The following is an 18,318-nucleotide window of genomic DNA, read 5'->3' as shown; positions in this document are numbered from 1 at the left end:
TGCGCCGATGAGCGCTGAAATCCGCCTTAAATCCCTTGCCGGTATTCATCCGCTGGCCCGCATGGGGCTGTTGCTGACCTCGTTTCTGGCAGGCTTTCTCCTGCTGGTCGGGCTTGACCTGTTGTTTTCCCATCTGATCGAGGAACTGGATCGGTCCACCGACAATGAAAAGGCTCGCCTCGCCATCGGCGAGTTGATCATCCAGGATATCGGGCGGATCGAATCGACGCTCTATCAGATGGCCGCCACCCGCAATCCGCGCGGGCTGGAACTGGTGCGCGACGAGGCCAAGCGGCACGTGCTGGCCTTGGGGCGACGCCTGGACGTGTTGGAAGACGGCGGTACGGTGGATGAGGTCATCCGCCTGAACCTGGAAGACCGCGAAGAGATGGTGCGGTCCATCGCCTATCATCCGCCGGCGGATCGCCAGGAATTTTTGCTGGAAATCATCGAGCTTCGGCCCAAGCTGTTCGAGATCGATCTCAAGATCAATCAGCTCAATGCCTTGCTGGTGGAGCGCAACCGTCTGTACGACATCAACGCCGTCGAACCGGGCAAGCTGGTGACGGCGGATGTGCAGATGAGTTTGCGCAAGTTCTCGTCGCTGATGGAGCGTATGCGGGAAAACGCCGGGCGGCTGTTTTATCACGCCACCCAGCGCATGCAGGCGTTGGAAAGCGAGATCGACGAGCGCAAAAGCCGCTATCAGGCCATTCAGATTGCCCTGGCGGTGGTCACCGTGCTGTCGGTGCTGACCTTCGCCGTCCTGGTCGCCAAGCAGATATTGGCCGGCTCGGCCCTGCTGCAGGCCATGGTCGAGGATTTACGCCAGGCCAAGACCGGGGCCGATGCCGCCAACCAGGCCAAGTCGGAATTCCTGGCGACCATGAGCCACGAAATCCGCACCCCCATGAACGGCATCATCGGCATGACCAGCCTGCTGCTGGACACCCGACTTGAGCGCGACCAAGCCCATTTCGCCAATACCGTGCGGGTGTCGGCGGAATCGTTGCTGACCATCATCAACGATATCCTTGATTTCTCCAAGATGGAGGCCGGCAAGCTGGAATTCGAGGAAACCTCGTTCGAGCTGGTACCGCTGATCGAAGGCGTGGTCGATATCTTGGGGCCGCGTCTGCGTGACAAGAATCTGGATTTGTCCTGTTTCATCCCGCCCGCCGCCCATGGCGTCTTTCGCGGCGATGCCGGGCGGTTGCGGCAGGTGCTGCTCAATCTGGCCGGCAATGCCGTCAAGTTCACCAACCAAGGCGGCGTGGTGCTGGAAGTGATGGTGGATGACGGCGATCCCGCTCGAGCGCTGTTGCGCTTTACCATTACCGATACCGGCATCGGCATCCCCGAGGCGGCCAAGGGCAAGCTGTTCGGTACCTTCACCCAGGCCGAGGCCTCGACCGCACGGCGCTTCGGCGGCAGTGGACTGGGGCTGGCCATCTGCAAGCGCATCGTCACCATGATGGGCGGCGACATCGGCTTCGACAGCAACGAAGGTAAGGGCAGCACCTTCTGGTTCCAGGTACCGTTGCCGCGCACCGACGAAATCCCCGCCGATCCGGCCCCGTCCATGCCTTTGGCCGAAGTCCACATCCTGGTGGTGGACGACAATTCCATCAACCGCGAGATTTTTCAGCGCCAGCTCCAGTCCTGGGGTGCCCAGGTCTCCACCGCCTTCAATGGTATGGAAGCTCTGGAAGCCTTGCGTGCCGGTACCCGCTTCCATGTGATGGTGCTTGATCATCTGATGCCCGGTCTGTCGGGCGTCGATCTGGCTGCCATCCTTCGTGGTGACACCGCATTGGCCCATCTGCCCATCCTGATGGCCACGTCGGTGGGTGGCCCTGAGGTGATGCAGCAGGCCCAGGCGGTGGGCATCGGTTCGGTATTGCTGAAGCCGGTGCGGCAAAGCGCGTTGCTGCACGCGCTACTGGCCTTGCTGGGGAAGGGCGATGACACTTCGCCCCATGTTTTGGGCGCGGGGTTGGTTGACGATGAAACGCCGCCAGCCATGCCGCTGCGTATTCTGGTGGCCGAGGACAACGCCATCAACCAGCAGGTGGCGGTGGGTCTGCTGAACAAGCTGGGGCATCGCGCCGACGTCGCTGATGACGGCGCCGAGGCGGTGGAACTGGTCCGCGCCGGTGATTATGATCTGGTGCTGATGGACATGCAGATGCCTCGGGTGGATGGCTTGGCCGCCACCCGGCTGATCCGCCAATTGGCCGAGCCCAAGAACAGAATCGCCATCATCGCCATGACCGCCAACGCCATGGAGGCGGACCGTCAGGCCTGTCTGGCTGCCGGCATGGATGATTTCCTCGCCAAACCCATCGATCGCCGCCGTTTGTCGGCCATTCTTCATCGTTGGAGCGCGTGTCTGCTGGAAAGCCGTGCCTTGCGCGCCCGCCCATCCGAACCCGTCGACCTGCCGCCCTTGATCGACCTCGAGGCGGTGGATGATCTGCGCGACGCCTTGGGCGATGAAAGCTATGACGAATTACGGGCCTCCTTCGTCGCCAAGCTGCCCGATTACATGGCGGCCATCGATACCGCCCTGGCCGGTGATGGCGATGCCGCCATCGCCAGTACCGCCCATTCCCTGAAGGGGGCGGCGGCCAATATGGGGTTTGCCCGCCTATCGGCCAGCGCCGCGACGCTGGAACGTGAAGCCAAGGCCGGAGCCGGCGGTTACGCCCCGTTGGCCGCCGATCTGCACGACGTCCTGGCCGCCAGTCTGAACGCCATCAAGGGCTGAACGAAAAACCCCGCAGCCGGCGGTCTGCCGGCTGCGGGGCTTATCCTTGCCAAAGCCCGTCGGCTGGCGACGGGCGCGGGGCGTCAGTTCTTCTTGGCGCCTTGCTTGATCCACTTGCGGATCAGGTCGCGGTCGCACGAGCTCAGCTTCTTCTTGCCGTGGGGCATCTGCAGCGACTTGTCGGCCTTGCCGTCGATCAGCACCATCAGGTTGCTGGTGACCGGGTCGCCGGCGACGATCATCGCGCCGTGCTTGGTGCCCTTCATCAGGCCTTCATAGGTGGTCAGGTCGAGGCCGCTTTGTTCCAGACCGGCGCCGCCGGCCTGATGGCAGGTACCGCAACGGATTTGCAGGATCGGTTGGATGTCTTCGGCAAAGCTGACCGGCTCTTCCTTGGCGAAAGCGGGCGAGGCCAAGCCCAGCGCCAGGATAGCGGCGGCGAACACATTGATTTTCATCGTGGAAACTCCCCTGTACTTCATTCAGTGAATTACGATCCCTTGCCGTGAGTATAGCCCAGATTGTTGACCTCGTCGCGGGGCAAAGCAACCATGGGGGCTTAAATTCCCAAGTTCAAGTCCCCGGTCGCGGCAATGCGGCAATGCTGGACGGGCATGGGAGCGGGGCTAGAAAATCCTCCCCCCCGAGGACACTTCATGCTTTATTAGCCGCCCTGCCTTGGTTGGATGGATTGGGATGACCAGCTTGAACACCTATCGCGCCGGCCCGGACGAGCGCGGACATTTCGGTATTTTCGGTGGCCGCTATGTGGCCGAGACCCTGATGCCGCTGATCCTGTCGGTGGAACAGGCCTATAATCAGGCCAAGGACGACCCAGCCTTTCAGGCTGAGTTCCGCTCGTGGCTCAAGCAATATGTGGGGCGGCCCAATCCGCTTTACTTCGCCCCGCGCCTGACCGAGACCTGGGGCGGCGCCAAGATTTTCCTGAAGCGGGAAGATCTGAACCATACCGGCGCCCACAAGATCAACAATTGCATCGGCCAGATTCTGCTGGCCCAACGCATGGGCAAGAAACGCATCATCGCCGAGACCGGCGCCGGTCAGCACGGCGTTGCCACCGCCACGGTGTGCGCGCTGTTCGGGTTGAAATGCGTCATCTACATGGGCGCCACCGACATCGAGCGCCAAGCCCCCAATGTCTACCGCATGAAGCTTCTGGGCGCCGAAGTGCGCCCGGTTACCTCGGGCGCGGCGACCTTGAAGGACGCCATGAACGATGCGCTGCGCGACTGGGTCACCAATGTCGCCGATACCTATTATCTGATCGGCACGGTCGCCGGCCCGCATCCGTTTCCGGCCATGGTCCGCGATTTTCAGTCGGTGATCGGCGAGGAAGTGCGGGCCCAGATTCTGGAAGCCGAGGGCCGGTTGCCCGATTCCCTGGTCGCCTGTATCGGCGGCGGTTCCAACGCCATGGGCCTGTTCCATCCGTTCCTGGACGAGCCCAGCGTGCGCATCATCGGCGTCGAGGCCGGCGGCCACGGCCTGGACAAGCTGCACGCGGCGTCGCTCACCGGCGGTCGCCCCGGCGTGCTGCACGGCAATCGCACCTATCTGTTGCAGGATGCCGACGGCCAGATTCAAGAGGCCCATTCCATCTCCGCCGGCCTGGATTATCCCGGCATCGGGCCGGAACATTCGTGGCTGCACGACAGCGGTCGGGTGGAATATGTGTGGGTCACCGATGACGAGGCCCTGGCCGCGTTCCAGCAATGCACCCGTTTGGAAGGCATCATCCCGGCCCTGGAATCCAGCCATGCCATGGCCCATGCCGCCAAGATCGCAGGCAGCCTGCCCAAGGATCACCTGATGGTGCTGAACCTGTCGGGCCGGGGCGACAAGGATGTCAACACCGTCGCCCGCGCGCTTGGCGACGATTTCGGGGGATCGCTGTGATGAGCCGTCTGGCTGCGCGTTTCGCCAAGCTGGCCGCCGAGAACCGGGCGGCGCTGGTGACTTATTCCATGGCCTTCGACCCGGACCGGGCGGCCAGCCAGGAATTGTTGAACGGCCTGCCGGCGGCGGGCGCCGACATCATCGAATTCGGCATGCCGTTCACCGATCCCATGGCCGATGGACCGGCCATCCAGTACGCCGCCCAGCGGGCCTTGGCCTCGGGCGGCACGCTGAAGGGCTGCCTGGAGATGGTGGCGGAATTTCGTCGGACCGACGATGAAACCCCGATCATCCTGATGGGCTATTACAACCCGGTCTATTCCTGGGGGCCGGAAAAGTTTTGTGCCGATGCCGCCAAGGCCGGCATCGACGGCCTGATCCTGGTCGATCTGCCGCCGGAAGAGGCCGATGAATTGCTGCCCCATTGCCGGGCCAACGGCATCGACTTCATTTTCCTGACCACGCCGACCAGCGATGACGCCCGCCTGCCGGTCATCGTCGGCAATGCGTCGGGGTTCGTCTATTACGTCTCCATCGCCGGCATCACCGGCACCGCCTCGGCCAGCGCTTCGGCCATCGGCGACGCGGTGACGCGGATCAAGCGTCATACGGCGTTGCCGGTTTGCGTCGGTTTCGGTATCAAGAGCCCCCAACAGGCGGCCGAGGTTGCGCGGCTGGCCGACGGTGCCGTGGTCGGCTCGGCCATCGTCGCCGCCGCCTTCGAGGCCAAGGAACGCGGTGAAAACCCGGCTCAGGCCGCCTTGGCCCTGGTGCGTGAATTGGCCGCCGGTGTACGCGGGGCGCGCGGCTAGGGATTGTTTTTTGACACGGATGGACACGGATAAACACGGATGATGGATTGCTGGCGGAACTGGCTGTAAGTTCCATCCGTGTCTTCTCGATGAAACCGCCATCTGGCGCTAAGGAATGCTGTCATGAACTGGTTGACCAATTACGTCCGTCCCAAGCTCCAGGCCCTGGTGCGGCCGAAGGAAGTGCCGGATAACCTGTGGCACAAATGCCCCAGCTGCGGTCACATGATCTTCCATCGCGATCTGGAAAAGGCGCTGAACGTCTGTCAGCATTGCGGTCATCACATGCGCCTTGCCGTCAAGAAGCGGCTGGAAATGCTGTTCGACGACGGCAAGTACACCCGCATCGAATTGCCGAAAGTCCCTGACGATCCGCTTAAGTTCAAGGATCAGAAGCGCTACACCGACCGGCTCAAGGACACCCGGGCCAAGACCGGCGAACACGATGCCATCATCGTCGCCCATGGCCGGTGCAGTGGCCAAAACGTGGTCATCGCCGCCTTCAATTTCGACTTCCAGGGCGGCTCCATGGGCATCGCCGTCGGTGAAGGCATCGTCGCTGCCGCCGAATTGGCGGTGTTGCAGGATGCGCCCCTGATCGTCATCCCGGCCTCGGGCGGGGCGCGCATGCAAGAGGGCATCCTGTCCTTGATGCAGATGGCGCGCACCACCGTCGCCGTCGACAAGGTCAAGGAAAAGCGGCTGCCCTATATCGTGCTGCTGACCGATCCCACCACCGGCGGCGTCTCGGCCAGCTTCGCCATGCTGGGCGACATCGCCATTGCCGAGCCGGGTTGCATCATCGGCTTCGCCGGGGCCCGCGTCATCGAAAGCACCATCCGCGAAAAGCTGCCCGAGGGCTTCCAGCGGGCCGAATACCTGCTGGATAAGGGCATGATCGACATGGTCGTGCACCGCAAGGATCTGCGCGACACCCTGGGCCGCATCATTTCCATGCTGCGCAACCGGGCGCCCGCCGGCGACCTGGTCATGCTGCCGGTGGACATTCCCGATTACGACCCCGAATCCGCCGCCCGGCTGTGACATGATCGACGCTGTCCTCGAGCGTCTGACCCGCCTGCACCCCAAGGTCATCGATCTGTCCTTGGACCGGGTGCTGACGCTTCTGGACAAGCTGGGCCACCCGCAGACCCGTTTGCCGCCGGTCATCCATGTGGCCGGCACCAACGGCAAAGGCTCGACCGTGGCCTTTTTGCGCGCCTTCGCCGAGGCCGCCGGGCTGCGCACCCATGTCTATACCTCGCCCCATCTGGTGCGTTTCGCCGAACGCATCCGGGTGGCCGGTCAGATCATCGACGATGCCAGCCTGTTGGCGCTGCTGGAGGAAATCGAGCAGGTCAACGCCAGCGATCCCATCACCTTTTTCGAGATCACCACCGCCGCCGCCTTCCTGGCCTTTTCCCGTACCCCCGCCGATCTGGTCATTCTGGAAACCGGCCTGGGTGGGCGGCTGGACGCCACCAATGTGGTGGAACGCCCGGCGTTGACGGTGATCACCCCCATCGCCATGGATCATGAAAGCTTCCTGGGCGGGCGGATCGAGGCCATCGCGGCGGAAAAAGCCGGCATCATGAAACGCGGCATCGCCTGCATCGTCGCTGATCAGGGCCGCAAGGTGGCCAAGGTGCTGGAAGCCCGTTCGCTGGAAATGGGCGTGCCGCTGCTGAAGGAAGGCAACGATTTCTTCGCCCGCGCTACTCCCGATGGCGGCACCTTGTACAAGGGCGTGTCGCTGGAATTGACCTTGCCGGCCCCGGGTCTGACCGGATCGTTCCAGATGCGCAATGCTGGCCTGGCCCTGGCGGCACTGGAACGGTTGAGCCGAGGGGAAAAGCCGCCGGTTCTGGCGGAAATCCCGCCCGCCGCCTTCGCTTTGGGTATGAAAAGCGTCGAGTGGCCGGCACGGCTGCAACGCCTGACCAAAGGCCCGTTGGTCGAAATGCTGCCCGCCGGTTGGGAACTTTACCTGGACGGCGGCCACAACCCCCATGCCGCCGAGGCCATCGCCCGCCACGCCCGGTCGTGGCGCGACATGCCGTTGATGGGGGTGTTCGGCATCCTCGCCAACAAGGACATCGATGGCTATATGGGCCACATGGCCACGCGCTTTCATTCCTTGCGCACGGTGACCATTCCGGGTGAGCCGTCGGCCTTGCCAGCGGAAGCGGCGGCGGCGTGCGCCACCAAGCATTTCTGCATGGATGCCAAGGCGGTAACCAGCGTCGAGGCGGCTTTGCGCGATTTGGTGGGCGGCCATGCCGGCCCAGCCCGGGTGTTGATTTGCGGGTCGTTGTACCTAGCTGGTACAGTGCTTGCCGACAATTCCTGAGGGCGGGGATCACATGCGTCTGCTTCTGGCTATTCTGCTGCCGTGGTTGCAGTTTTTCACCATCGGTCGTCCGTTCGCCGGCCTTATCTGCCTGATCTTGCAGATCACCTTGATCGGCTGGATTCCGGCGATGATCTGGTCGGTCTATGCGCTGTCGCAATACAAGACCGACGAGAAAATCCGTCAGGCCATGGGTGGCCCGCGGGTCTGATCGCGGCTTGGATCGACTTTCGACTATTCTATTTCCGCAAGACCGCCACCGCTTCCAGGTGGGTGGAATGGGGGAATTGGTCGATGGGGGTGATGCTTTCCACCCGATAGCCGCCTTTGACCAGGATTTGCAGATCGCGGGCCAAGGTGGCCGGGTTGCATGACACCGCCACCACAATGGCCGGTGCCGCCTGGGCCAGATATTCCGCCTGCGACTGGGCGCCGGCGCGCGGCGGGTCGAACACCACCGCCTGATATTTCTTCAATTCCTGCGGCAACAATGGGCGGCGGGCGAGGTCGCGGGTTTCCGTGGTGATCTTGAGCCCGGCCATGTTGGCGGCGGCTTCCAGGGCGCGGATGGGGGCTTCGTCGCCTTCCACCGCGTGTACGGCGGCACCGCTGGCGGCCAGCGGAAAGGTGAAGCTGCCGCAGCCGCAATAAAGGTCGGCCACCGCCTTGACCTTGCCGATTCCCGTGCACACCAATTGGGCGATGGCTTTTTCCCCGGCCTCGGTGGGTTGCAGGAAATTGCCGGGCGGCGGTTCGACGGCGATGCCGGCGAAATGCACCAAGGCACCACGACGGCGCGAGATGGGCTCGATGAAGCCGGCACCGGGACGGCGCCAGGACAGCCGGGCCAGATCGTGGGAATCGGCGAAGGCCGCCAGTTTTTCCCGGTCGAACAGATCCAGGCGGGCATCGGCTTCCACCAGGATGTCCAGCCCCCCGGCGGTCAGGGCGACGGTGACGTCGCCGTCTTCGCTGTCGGGTACGGTTTCGGTCAGGATGTGCCGCAAGGGCGCGATGATGGCGGCCAGGGCGCGGTCCAGCAGCAGGCAATCATCCAGGTCGATGATGGTGTGACTGGCGCGGGCGTTGAAGCCGAACACGGTCGAGCCCTTGCGCCGATGAAAGGCGAAGGTGGCGCGGCGGCGCTGACCGGCGGCGACGCGGATCATGGCGCCGACCGGGGCATCGCCCAGGCCGTGACGGGACAATTGGGTCAGCAGCAAGCCGCTTTTCCACTGGGCGTAGACGTCGTCATCCAGGTGTTGCAGCGAACAGCCGCCGCAACGGCCATAATGCGGGCAGGGGGGCAAGCTGCGCCCCGGTCCTTCTCGGGTGACCTCGATCAGGGCGGCGGCCAGACCGTCGCCGCGCCGGCCCTCGATGCGGGCGACGACGCGGTCGCCGGGCACGGTGAAAGGGACGAACACCAGATCGTCGCCCAATTGGGCGATACCGTCGCCGCGCGCGCCGATTTCGGTGATCTCCACCTCGACGTTGCGCGGCGGCGGGCTTTGGCGCGGCTTGCCGCGACCGGCGGCGGAAGAGGGACGCTTGCGCAAGCTCATGGCTTGGCGACCCGACCGAGATCGGCGATGAAGGCAGTGATGATGTCGCCGCTGGCCTGGGTCAGGGCGGCGGCCTCGGCCTCGGGGCCGGCGGCGCTGGGTACTTCAACCTGATAGGTTTTCAACAGCAGCAACGAACCGTCACGGGACGACACCACCGCCAGCTCGACATTTGCCACCACCTTGCCGGCCCCGGCCAGCATCTCGAACCGGTTCAGCCGTCCGCGGACCATCCAATCGGGCGGTACCCGGGTCTCCGGGGTGATGACGGTGTGAGAGATGCCCGACAGGCGCAGCGAGTCCACCAGGGCGTTTTGCAAGAGCGCGGTCGGCGGTTCGGCCCACAGATCATAACGATAGCGGCCCAAAGTGCCGTCACCGTCCTGATAGGCCAGCGGGCGTTCAGACAACACGCCGTCGGTGGTGGGGCGGCTGACCTCGATCACGCCCAAGGCTGGGGCGGCGAAGCGGGCGGCCACCGGCGGGGTTTCCAGGCGATAGAAGCGGTCCTTGGGCGGTGCTTGCTGGGCGCAGGCGGCCAAGGTGACGGCCAGGGCGGCGATAAGCGACAGGTTACGCATGGTTGAAATTCCCCTCAACGCCGTCCCGGCCCGTCTTCGGCGCCCTTGGTGCCACCGATCAGCACACCGGGATTGTCCCGGATCTGGCGGCTGAATTCATGCACGTTGCGGCTGGTGCCTTCAAGGTTATAGGCGATGGAATCGATGTTTCTGGCCAGGGCCTGCAAGGTATGGCGCAGATCCTTCATGGATTGGTCGATCTGGCCCTTGTTGCCGTCGATGGTGGCGACCACGTTGTCCAGTTTCTTGCGGGTTTCCACCAGTCCAGCGGTGAGGTCGGCGGTGTTGGCCAGCGATTGGGCGATGGCGTCGGCGTTCTTGTCGTTGATTACCTGGGTCGACAAGGTGCCGGTGATTTTTTGCACGTCGCTGGTGATGCGCGGGGCCTTGACGGCCAGATCGTTGGACAGGGTGACCAGATTGGCCATCAGTTCCGGCGCCTGCTTTTGCATGATCAGGCCCAAGGCCTCCACCTGGGTGTTGACGGTGGCCATCAGCGGCAGCAATCCCTGGTCGGTCAGCTTGCTGACTTCGCCGGCCATGGCGTTCATGGTGGCGAAAATGTTGGCGGCGGCACCGCCGGGAATGTCCGATCCGGGCGGCAGCAGCTTGTCCGAGGCGCCGCCCTTGATGTCGAGCGTCGGCGCTGCCAGGATACCTGGCGCGGTGATGCGGGCCAGCGACCCTTCCGGGATGGCCCAGCCTTCCTGGACGCCCATGGTGACACGGAACCAGGTGCGGTTGTCCTTTTGCAGGCCTTCGATGCCTTCGACCTGACCGACGACAAAGCCTTCATAGGTCACCTTGCTGCCGTATTTGATGCCGGTGACGTTGGGTAATTGGGTGGTGTAGAGATCATTTGATCCGGTCTTGCCGGTCAAAAGTGCCACCGACACGATCAGGGCCGCCAGCATGGCCAGCACGAAGGCGCCGACGACGATGTAATTGGTGCGTGCGTCCCTCATAACCCGTTCCTTCTGCTTTCCGGCTTGTCCCGAAGTTTTTCTTTTTCCCCCAACAGACGGCGCAAATAGGCGTCGGGGTCGATTTCCGCCTCTTCGGTACGGCGGTTCAGCAGGTTCTGGATGCGCTCGTTGGGCGAATTGCGGATGGCGTCGACCGTATCGAGCGCCAGCACCTCACCCTTGTCCAGCACGCAGATGCGGTCGGCGATCTTGAAGGTGCTGTCCAGGTCGTGGGTGACGACGATGATGCTCATGCCCATGGCGTCGCGCAGACGCAGGATCAGATCGTCGATGGAAGACGCCACCACCGGGTCGAGCCCCGCCGACGGTTCGTCGCAGAACAACAGGCGCGGGTCCATGACGATGGCGCGGGCGAAGGCGGCGCGCTTGATCATGCCGCCCGACAGTTCCGACGGCATCAGGTACTCGAAGCCGGCCAGCGACACCACCTCCAGCTTCAAACGAGTGACGATGCCGATGGTGGTTTCATCCAGATTGGTATGTTCGCGCAGGGGCAGGGCGATGTTGTCTCCCACACTCATGCTTGAAAACAACGCGCCCGACTGGAAGGCCACGCCCATGCGGGTGCGCAAATCCTGCATTTCCAGCGCCGACAGGGCGTTGATTTCCTGCCCCAGGATGCGAATGGTGCCGGAACTGGGGCGCAGCAGGCCCAAGAGATGGTTCAAAAGCGTGGTCTTGCCCGAGCCCGAACCGCCCATGATGACGAAGATTTCGCCGGGCTTGACGGTCAGCGACACGTTCTTCAGCACCTGACGGTCGCCGTAATGGGTGTTGAGGTCGATGACCTCGACGCTGGGAGTTTCACTCATCTGGTCACCAGGAAGACGAAGATCATGTCGGTGATGACGATGGCCGAGATGGCATGGACCACCGAGCGGGTGGTCATGCGGCCGACGCCCTCGGCCCCGCCCGACACCGAGGCGCCGTTGACGACGCCGACGATAGTCACCAGGACGCCGAAGATGGCGCTTTTGGCCAGGCCGTGCAGCAGGTCGTTCAGCTTCAGCAGCGACAACACCTCGTCGGCATAGCCGGCCATGGTGCCTTGCAATTCGATGGAGATGTAAAGGCCGGCGGCGAACAGGCCGACCAGATCGGCCCACAGGGTCAGAAGCGGCATCAGGATCATCATGGCGGCCAAGGGCGGCGCCACCAGGAACCGTACCGGGTTGATGCCCATGACGGTGAGCGAATCGATTTCCTGGTTGATGCGCATGGTGCCCAGTCGTGCCGCCAGGGCCGAGCCGGACCGTCCGGCCACCAGGATGCCGGTGATCAGGGGGGCGAATTCGCGCACCACCGACAGCGCCACCCCCAAGGTGACGCGGCTTTCGGCGCCGAAGGTTTTCAGCGTGTAGATGCCCTGGATGGCCAGCATCAGGCCGATGGTGGTGGACAGCACGGTGATGATGGGCAGGGCGGCGATGCCGATATCCATGGCTTGGGCGGCGACCGAGGCGGCGCGCACCGGCTGGCGGCGCCAATGCCCCAGCACCAGCCAATAAAGCGACTGCCCCAGCAGCGTGGCGGCGAAGCCGAACTCGGACAGGCCGCGGGCGGCGGCGCGGCCCAGGCGTTCCAGGAGTGCCGAGGGATTGGGGGTGGGCATCAGGCCTGCAACCCGGCCTCGACCGTGTCGGCGAGGGCGAAGACCTTGTCCAGCCGGGCCAGTTGCAAGACCCGCATGGCCGGAGCGCTGATCGCCGCCAGGATGAAGCGGGTGCCGTTCTTGCGGGCCATCTGATAGGCCTCGACCAACGACGCGATACCCGACGAATCGATGTAATCGACCGAGGCCATGTCGACCACCACCGGGCGGCGCTCGAACATCAGATCCATCAGGTGCTTGCGCACCGACGGCGAGTGCTGCAAATCCACTTCCCCGGACAGCGCCACCACGACGGCACCGTCGATTTCTCGGCTTTCGATTTTCATGGCCCACCCATACCCATACGTTTTGCCAGTCTTAATAGATTGCCTGCTCCGGGCGGCGGTGCCAAGAACTCTACCTCATCCATCACCGATCGGATGAAATGAGTTCCCAATCCGCCGGGCCGGATGTCATCAAGGTCGCGCGGGCAGACCATGGCCGGATTGATCGGTGGGGCGAAGTCGATCAGCCGGATATCCAGCATCTCGGAATCGCCCCGGACCTGTATGATGAGCTCGCCCTCGCCGCCGCCATAAGCGTGGCGGATGATGTTCTGGCAGGCTTCGTCCACCGCCAGCACCACGTCGGGCACCACCTGCGATGGACAGCCCAGGCGTTCCAACGCCGGAGTCAAGGCGCGGCGGATGGCCGCCAGACTGGCCGGGCGGGCTTGGTATTGGCGGTTCATCACCGGGGCGGTGCGGCAATCCTCGACCACCACCATGGTCAGGTCGTCCTTCAGCGCCATGCCGTCTTCGACGATGCCGCCAACCAGGGCGCGCAGGCGGTCGGGGGCCGGGCGCATGCGGTGCGGAGTCAGGCGGGCGGCGACGCCGTCGGCCCCCAGCATGCTGTCGGTGCCGCCGGCCTCGGTCAGGCCGTCGGTGAACAGATAAAGCGCGCCGCCGTTCAACTGAAGCGTGGTTTCCGGGCAGCCTTGGGCGAACAACTCGGGGACGATACCCAAGGGCGGCATGCCGTCGTCGATGCGGTCCATCTTGGCGCCGCAGCACAACAGCGGTGGTTCGTGCCCGGCATTGGCCAAGGTGACGGTGCCGGTGGCCGGGTCCAGCACGCCGGCGATCATGGTGACGAACATGCCGGCTGAACTGGTTTCCGCCAGTTCGGCATCGATGGCCGCCAACACCGCGCCCGGCCCATCCAGGCGCTTGGCCAGACAGCGGAACAGGCTGGCGGTCTTGGCCATCAACAAGGCCGCGTTCATGCCCTTGCCCGACACGTCGGCGATGGCGAAGGCCAGCTTGCCGTCTTTCAGCTCGACCACGTCGAAAAAGTCGCCCGATACACCGCGCGCCGCCAGATTGATGCCGTGGATGGGAAATTCCGGCGGTCGTGCCGGCGGCAGCATGGCGCGTTGGATGTCGGCGGCCAGGGCCAGTTCGCGCTTCAGCGCCTGTTGTTCGGCCATGGCGGTGGCCTGGCGGGCGTTGATCAGGGCCAGGGCGGCCGAGGCGGCCAGGGCCTGCAACACCCGGCGATCGTCGCCGTCGAACGAGCCGCCGCCCTTTTTGTTGAACAATTCGATGGCGCCCAGGCGTTCGTCACGCACCGACATGGGGGCGCACAGGATGGACCGGGTGATGAAGCCGGTATTGGCATCCACCTTGTGGGAGAAATCGGGGTCGTCGCTGGTGTCCTTGACCAACTCGGTGGCATTGCGGTTAACGGCGCGCCAGACGATGCCCTGACCCTTGGGCAGGCGCAGACCGCTGACGTCGGTCGGTCCCCAACAGGCCCGGCATACCAGATCGCCGGTTTCCGGCTCCATCAGGAAGATGGAGGCAGCCTCGGCCTCCATACGGGTGCTGATATGGGCAATCCCGATGCGCAGCGTTTCCTCGATGTCCAGCGAACGGGCGAAATCGGCGGTCATCTCGGCGATCAGGTCAAGATCGTCGGCGAGGCTTGCCGGCAATGTATTGGGACGCTCGAGGATACGCATGGAGCGATGATGCCTTGTAATGAGGTGTGGGTAAAACCACTTTTCGCCGAATGGTTACGGGTGATGAAAAAAGCGTGAAATTACAGAAGGTTGTTTGGTGAATTTTTTGTTGCCGAACGTGGGCTTGATTGACTTGCGGATGGGGATGGGCACAATCCGCCATGCCGCAACCGACTTGGGAAAACGCATATGTTCACCTTGGCCAATGCCCTGGGCGAAACGCCCAAGCCGTCTGCGTCGCATGCTCGAGCCGCATTGCGCGATCATCGCCCCTTTCCCTTGCCCGGGCGTCCGTCGGCGCAGCCTTCCGACGATCATTGGAACGAGATTCTGCTTACCCTGGATGTGGCCTTCCAACCCATCGTCAACATCCATACCGGCGCCTGCTACGGCTACGAGGCCTTGCTGCGCAACACCACCGAGGCCGGTTTCGAATCCATCGCCGATTTCTTCGATACCTGCCATGCCTTGGGTGTGCTGATCGACGTCGAGATGGCGCTTCGGGAAAAAGCGGTGGTCAAGTTCCTGCACATGGAACATTGGCGGCAATCCAAGTTGTTTCTCAACCTGGACAATCGCGGACTGGAACTGGAAGGCGACCTGCCGGCGCGCACCCGCAAGATGCTGGAACGCTATGGCATCGAGGAAAGCCAGGTGGTGTTCGAGATTTCCGAACAGCACCCCATCGGTCAGCCCAACCATGCGGCGGCCATCTTCAACCACTACAAGCGCAACAATTTCCGCCTGGCGGTGGATGATTTCGGCACCGGTTTTTCTGGCCTGCAATTGCTGTATTTCGCCGCCCCCGACTTCCTCAAGATCGACCGCTTTTTCGTCTCCGACATCGCCAGCGATTCCAAGAAGAAGCTGTTCCTGTCGCAGATCGTCAACATCGCCCATCTGTTGGGGGTGGTGGTGCTGGCCGAGGGGGTGGAGACCGAGCGCGAATATTTCGTCTGCAAGGATATCGGCTGCGATTTGATTCAGGGCTATCTGGTGCAGCGACCTGACCGCGACATGGCCCAGATGCAGCCCCATTACGACCATATCGAGCGGCTGTCGCGGCGCGAACGCCGGGTGGCGGTGTCGGACCAAAAGCTGATCGCCGATCAGATCGCCGCCATCGACCCCATCCACCTGGACAGCACCATGGAAGAGGTGTTCGAGCGCTTCCGTGCCGACAAATCGGTGACCTTCTTCCCGGTGGTCGATGCGGCGGGCGAGCCGGTGGGCATCGTGCGCGAAACCGAGTTGAAGGACTACACCTATTCGCTTTACGGCAAGGCTTTGATTTCAAACAAGACCTTGGGTCGGCGGCTGAAGGATTTCGTCACCCGCTGCCCCATGGCCGACATCAACACCCGGGCCGAGCATATCTTGCAGGCCTATTCTGCGGTGGAGAAATCGGAAGGCATCATCATCGTCGACGACATGAAATATGCCGGCTTCCTGTCCGCCCACTCGCTGCTTCGCGTCATCAACGAAAAGAATTTGGCCGCCGCGCGCGACCAGAATCCGCTGACCAAGCTGGCCGGCAACAATCTGATCCACGAATACGTGTCGGAAGCTCTGGGCGCCGCCGATTGCGAATATGTGCTGGCCTATTTCGACTTCGACAATTTCAAGCCGTTCAATGATAAATACGGCTTCCGCCTGGGTGATCGCGCCATCTTGCTGTTCGCCGAATTGCTGGCCAAGGCCTTGCCGCGCGATACCTGCTTTCCTGCCCATGTGGGCGGCGACGATTTCTTCGGCGGCTTCCGCCGCACCGATTTCGACGAAGCCCTGCGGGTTTCCGCCAATCTGTGTGCGTCGTTCTCCCGCGATGTGGAAAGCTTCTACGACGATGAAACCCGCCGTCTCGGCCATATCGTCGGCCAGGACCGGGTCGGCAATATCGTGCGCTTTCCGTTGATGACGGTATCGGCGGCCATCGTCCACCTGCCGGTGGGGCGCCACGTCTACAGCGTCGATGATGTCAGTCAGTTGATCGCCGAATTGAAGAAAGAGGCCAAAAAGTCGCCCGATCACGTGGCCTCGGCGGCGTTGATCTGCCCGAGTAACTGATCAATCGCCCTTGCGGCCCTGCTTGCGCAACACCGCCACCATACCGGGAACGTCCACGCCGCCGTCCTTGCGGGTCACCGCGTCTTCCAGCAGTGCGACGGTGAAACCGGCGAAATCGGCCTGACGGCGGATGTAATCGGCGGCATGGGCGTAACGGTGCTTGGCTCCCAGCATGTAACTGTCGCAGTTTTCGGCTTTTTCCACGGTAAAGGCCAAAATACCGTCGTCGCGCAAGGCACCGCGGGCGGCATTCAGCACCGGGGTCAGGTCGCCCAGATAGACCATGACGTCGGCGGCGGCGATCAGGTCGTATTCGGCCCGTCGTCCGGCCAGGAACTGCTCCAACTCGGCTTCGTGCAGGCTGTCGTAAATGCCGCGGTCCCGCGCCTTGCTCACCATGGCCGGGGACAGGTCCAGCCCATCCAGGGTGGCGGCCAAGGGCCGCAGAACCGGCGCAGCCAGCCCAGTGCCGCAGCCGGCATCAAGGACAGCCAGATCGCGGCGCTCGTCCAGGCAGCGGTTGAGGGCATCGGCCAGCAGCGCCGGACCGCGATAGTCCAGCGCCCCGACCAGGGCGGAATCGAAGCGGTCGGCGTATTCGTCGAACAATTGTCGCACATAGGCCTGCGGCGCCCGTTGCGGCGTGTCGGCGCCGCCGGTCAAGGCCAGCCCCAGGCCGGCGCCGTGGGAATCGTCGGGGTCCAGCGTCAGGCAGTGGCGATAGGCCTGGGCGGCGCGGTCGGTCTGACCGATGGCCCGGCAGGATTCGGCCAGGCAGAACCACGGCTTGATCTGGTCGGGGGCAATGGCGGTGGCGCGGTCGAAAGCCGAGGCGGCACCGTCCTCGTGGCCCTGAGCCTGACGGATCAGGCCCAACTCGACCCAGGAATCGCTATCGCGTGGGGCCAGCTTGACGGCTTTTTCCGCCTGTTCGCGTGCCCGATCCAACTTGCCCATGGCGCGCAGCACCGAGGCCAAGTTGGTGCGGGTGCCGGCATGGTCGGGGCGAATATCCACCGCCCCTTCCAAAATGGCCGCGGCCTCGGCCAGATTGCCGCATTCCTTCAGCGCCAAGCCGAAATTATTGAGGGCGGTCGGCCAGACCGGGCGCAGTTGCAGGGCGCGGCGCAGACATTGTGCCGCCTCGCGCGGGTCGCCTTGTTGCTGCAACAGGGCGCCCAGGGTGTTCCAGGCTTCGGCATGGCCGGGATCGGCGGTCACTGCGTGTCGGCAATGGCTGATCGCCTCGTCCACCCGGCCTTGCTGGCGCAACAGGTGGCCCAGGCGGGCATGAGCCTCGGCATGGTGGGGATGGATGTTGAGCACGGTGCGGAAGTGCAAGGAGGCCTCGGCCACCTCGTTGCCCATTTCCAGGGCCCGGCCCATGGCCAGATGCAAGGCCGACTGGCCGGGGGTGATGGCGATGGCGGTGGCCAGATAGCCGGCGGCGCGCTTACCTTGCCCCTGGTCCAGGGCCAACAGGCCAAGCAGGTAATGGGCACCGCCGAAACTGGGGGCGGATTCCACCAACTGACGGGCCAGGCGGCGGGCGTCGGCGGGTTTGCCGTCCTCATAGGCGCGCATGGCCTCGGTGAAGACCGTGGCAGTGGATTTAACCGTCTTGGCGCGCATGTGGGTCAGGCTCCCCCCCGC

The 18,318-nt window shown here is 63.7% G+C and carries 16 protein-coding genes; 7 read left to right on the top strand and 9 right to left on the bottom strand.

Annotated elements, in window-relative coordinates:
• Nucleotides 1-7: 7 nt before the first annotated feature.
• On the top strand, nucleotides 8-2,770 hold the full coding sequence (locus MGMSRV2_RS08740) for a hybrid sensor histidine kinase/response regulator (protein WP_024079983.1): 2,763 nt from the start codon (nucleotides 8-10) through the stop codon (nucleotides 2,768-2,770).
• Between the two features lie 83 nt (nucleotides 2,771-2,853).
• On the opposite strand, the gene MGMSRV2_RS08735 is transcribed toward MGMSRV2_RS08740, so the two are convergent.
• On the bottom strand, nucleotides 2,854-3,228 hold the full coding sequence (locus MGMSRV2_RS08735; protein ID WP_024079982.1) for a c-type cytochrome domain-containing protein: 375 nt from the start codon (nucleotides 3,226-3,228) through the stop codon (nucleotides 2,854-2,856).
• A gap of 238 nt (nucleotides 3,229-3,466) precedes the next feature.
• Here MGMSRV2_RS08735 and trpB point away from each other — a divergent pair, with 238 nt between their 5' ends.
• From trpB to MGMSRV2_RS08710, 5 genes are all read left to right on the top strand, one after another.
• Nucleotides 3,467-4,687 carry a tryptophan synthase subunit beta gene (trpB, locus tag MGMSRV2_RS08730; protein ID WP_024079981.1) on the top strand — a complete coding sequence of 407 codons (1,221 nt, stop codon included), beginning with the start codon at nucleotides 3,467-3,469 and terminating at the stop codon, nucleotides 4,685-4,687.
• A complete protein-coding gene (trpA, locus tag MGMSRV2_RS08725; RefSeq protein ID WP_024079980.1) occupies nucleotides 4,687-5,499 on the top strand; it encodes a tryptophan synthase subunit alpha in 813 nt (270 codons plus the stop codon). The genes trpB and trpA overlap by 1 nt, the downstream gene beginning before the upstream one ends.
• A gap of 123 nt (nucleotides 5,500-5,622) precedes the next feature.
• A complete protein-coding gene (gene accD / locus MGMSRV2_RS08720; protein WP_024079979.1) occupies nucleotides 5,623-6,543 on the top strand; it encodes an acetyl-CoA carboxylase, carboxyltransferase subunit beta in 921 nt (306 codons plus the stop codon).
• Nucleotide 6,544: 1 nt separating this feature from the next.
• The gene (locus tag MGMSRV2_RS08715) at nucleotides 6,545-7,849 is read left to right on the top strand and encodes a bifunctional folylpolyglutamate synthase/dihydrofolate synthase (protein ID WP_024079978.1); all 1,305 of its coding nucleotides are present in this window, start codon (nucleotides 6,545-6,547) and stop codon (nucleotides 7,847-7,849) included.
• Between the two features lie 13 nt (nucleotides 7,850-7,862).
• Nucleotides 7,863-8,060 carry a YqaE/Pmp3 family membrane protein gene (locus MGMSRV2_RS08710; protein ID WP_024079977.1) on the top strand — a complete coding sequence of 66 codons (198 nt, stop codon included), beginning with the start codon at nucleotides 7,863-7,865 and terminating at the stop codon, nucleotides 8,058-8,060.
• Nucleotides 8,061-8,088: 28 nt separating this feature from the next.
• Here the strand turns inward: MGMSRV2_RS08710 and MGMSRV2_RS08705 are convergent, their stop codons facing one another.
• From MGMSRV2_RS08705 to MGMSRV2_RS08675, 7 genes are read right to left on the bottom strand one after another with little or no spacing between them, the layout of a single operon-like run.
• Nucleotides 8,089-9,414, bottom strand: coding sequence for a class I SAM-dependent RNA methyltransferase (locus tag MGMSRV2_RS08705; protein WP_024079976.1), 1,326 nt, complete (start codon nucleotides 9,412-9,414; stop codon nucleotides 8,089-8,091).
• Nucleotides 9,411-9,995 carry an ABC-type transport auxiliary lipoprotein family protein gene (locus MGMSRV2_RS08700; RefSeq protein ID WP_024079975.1) on the bottom strand — a complete coding sequence of 195 codons (585 nt, stop codon included), beginning with the start codon at nucleotides 9,993-9,995 and terminating at the stop codon, nucleotides 9,411-9,413. The genes MGMSRV2_RS08705 and MGMSRV2_RS08700 overlap by 4 nt, the downstream gene beginning before the upstream one ends.
• A 14-nt stretch (nucleotides 9,996-10,009) precedes the next feature.
• On the bottom strand, nucleotides 10,010-10,960 hold the full coding sequence (locus MGMSRV2_RS08695; RefSeq protein ID WP_024079974.1) for an MlaD family protein: 951 nt from the start codon (nucleotides 10,958-10,960) through the stop codon (nucleotides 10,010-10,012).
• Nucleotides 10,957-11,793, bottom strand: coding sequence for an ABC transporter ATP-binding protein (locus MGMSRV2_RS08690; protein ID WP_024079973.1), 837 nt, complete (start codon nucleotides 11,791-11,793; stop codon nucleotides 10,957-10,959). The genes MGMSRV2_RS08695 and MGMSRV2_RS08690 overlap by 4 nt, the downstream gene beginning before the upstream one ends.
• On the bottom strand, nucleotides 11,790-12,593 hold the full coding sequence (locus MGMSRV2_RS08685) for an MlaE family ABC transporter permease (protein ID WP_024079972.1): 804 nt from the start codon (nucleotides 12,591-12,593) through the stop codon (nucleotides 11,790-11,792). Before MGMSRV2_RS08685 ends, MGMSRV2_RS08690 begins: the two co-directional genes overlap by 4 nt.
• A complete protein-coding gene (locus tag MGMSRV2_RS08680) occupies nucleotides 12,593-12,919 on the bottom strand; it encodes an STAS domain-containing protein (protein WP_024079971.1) in 327 nt (108 codons plus the stop codon). Before MGMSRV2_RS08680 ends, MGMSRV2_RS08685 begins: the two co-directional genes overlap by 1 nt.
• Nucleotides 12,916-14,598: a SpoIIE family protein phosphatase gene (locus MGMSRV2_RS08675; RefSeq protein WP_024079970.1), complete on the bottom strand. Its 1,683-nt coding sequence runs from the start codon at nucleotides 14,596-14,598 to the stop codon at nucleotides 12,916-12,918. Before MGMSRV2_RS08675 ends, MGMSRV2_RS08680 begins: the two co-directional genes overlap by 4 nt.
• Before the next feature lie 189 nt (nucleotides 14,599-14,787).
• Between MGMSRV2_RS08675 and MGMSRV2_RS08670 the strand changes: the two genes are divergently transcribed.
• Nucleotides 14,788-16,665, top strand: coding sequence for a bifunctional diguanylate cyclase/phosphodiesterase (locus MGMSRV2_RS08670; protein ID WP_024079969.1), 1,878 nt, complete (start codon nucleotides 14,788-14,790; stop codon nucleotides 16,663-16,665).
• Here MGMSRV2_RS08670 and MGMSRV2_RS08665 read toward each other — a convergent pair whose 3' ends face one another.
• Nucleotides 16,666-18,297: a tetratricopeptide repeat protein gene (locus MGMSRV2_RS08665; RefSeq protein ID WP_024079968.1), complete on the bottom strand. Its 1,632-nt coding sequence runs from the start codon at nucleotides 18,295-18,297 to the stop codon at nucleotides 16,666-16,668.
• Nucleotides 18,298-18,318: the final 21 nt, after the last annotated feature.

The sequence above is a fragment of the Magnetospirillum gryphiswaldense MSR-1 v2 genome (assembly GCF_000513295.1).
In the GTDB taxonomy this organism is placed as follows: Bacteria; Pseudomonadota; Alphaproteobacteria; order Rhodospirillales; family Magnetospirillaceae; genus Magnetospirillum; species Magnetospirillum gryphiswaldense.
Note: the sequence above shows the minus strand (reverse complement) of the source record. Positions and strands in the feature narration are given on the sequence as shown.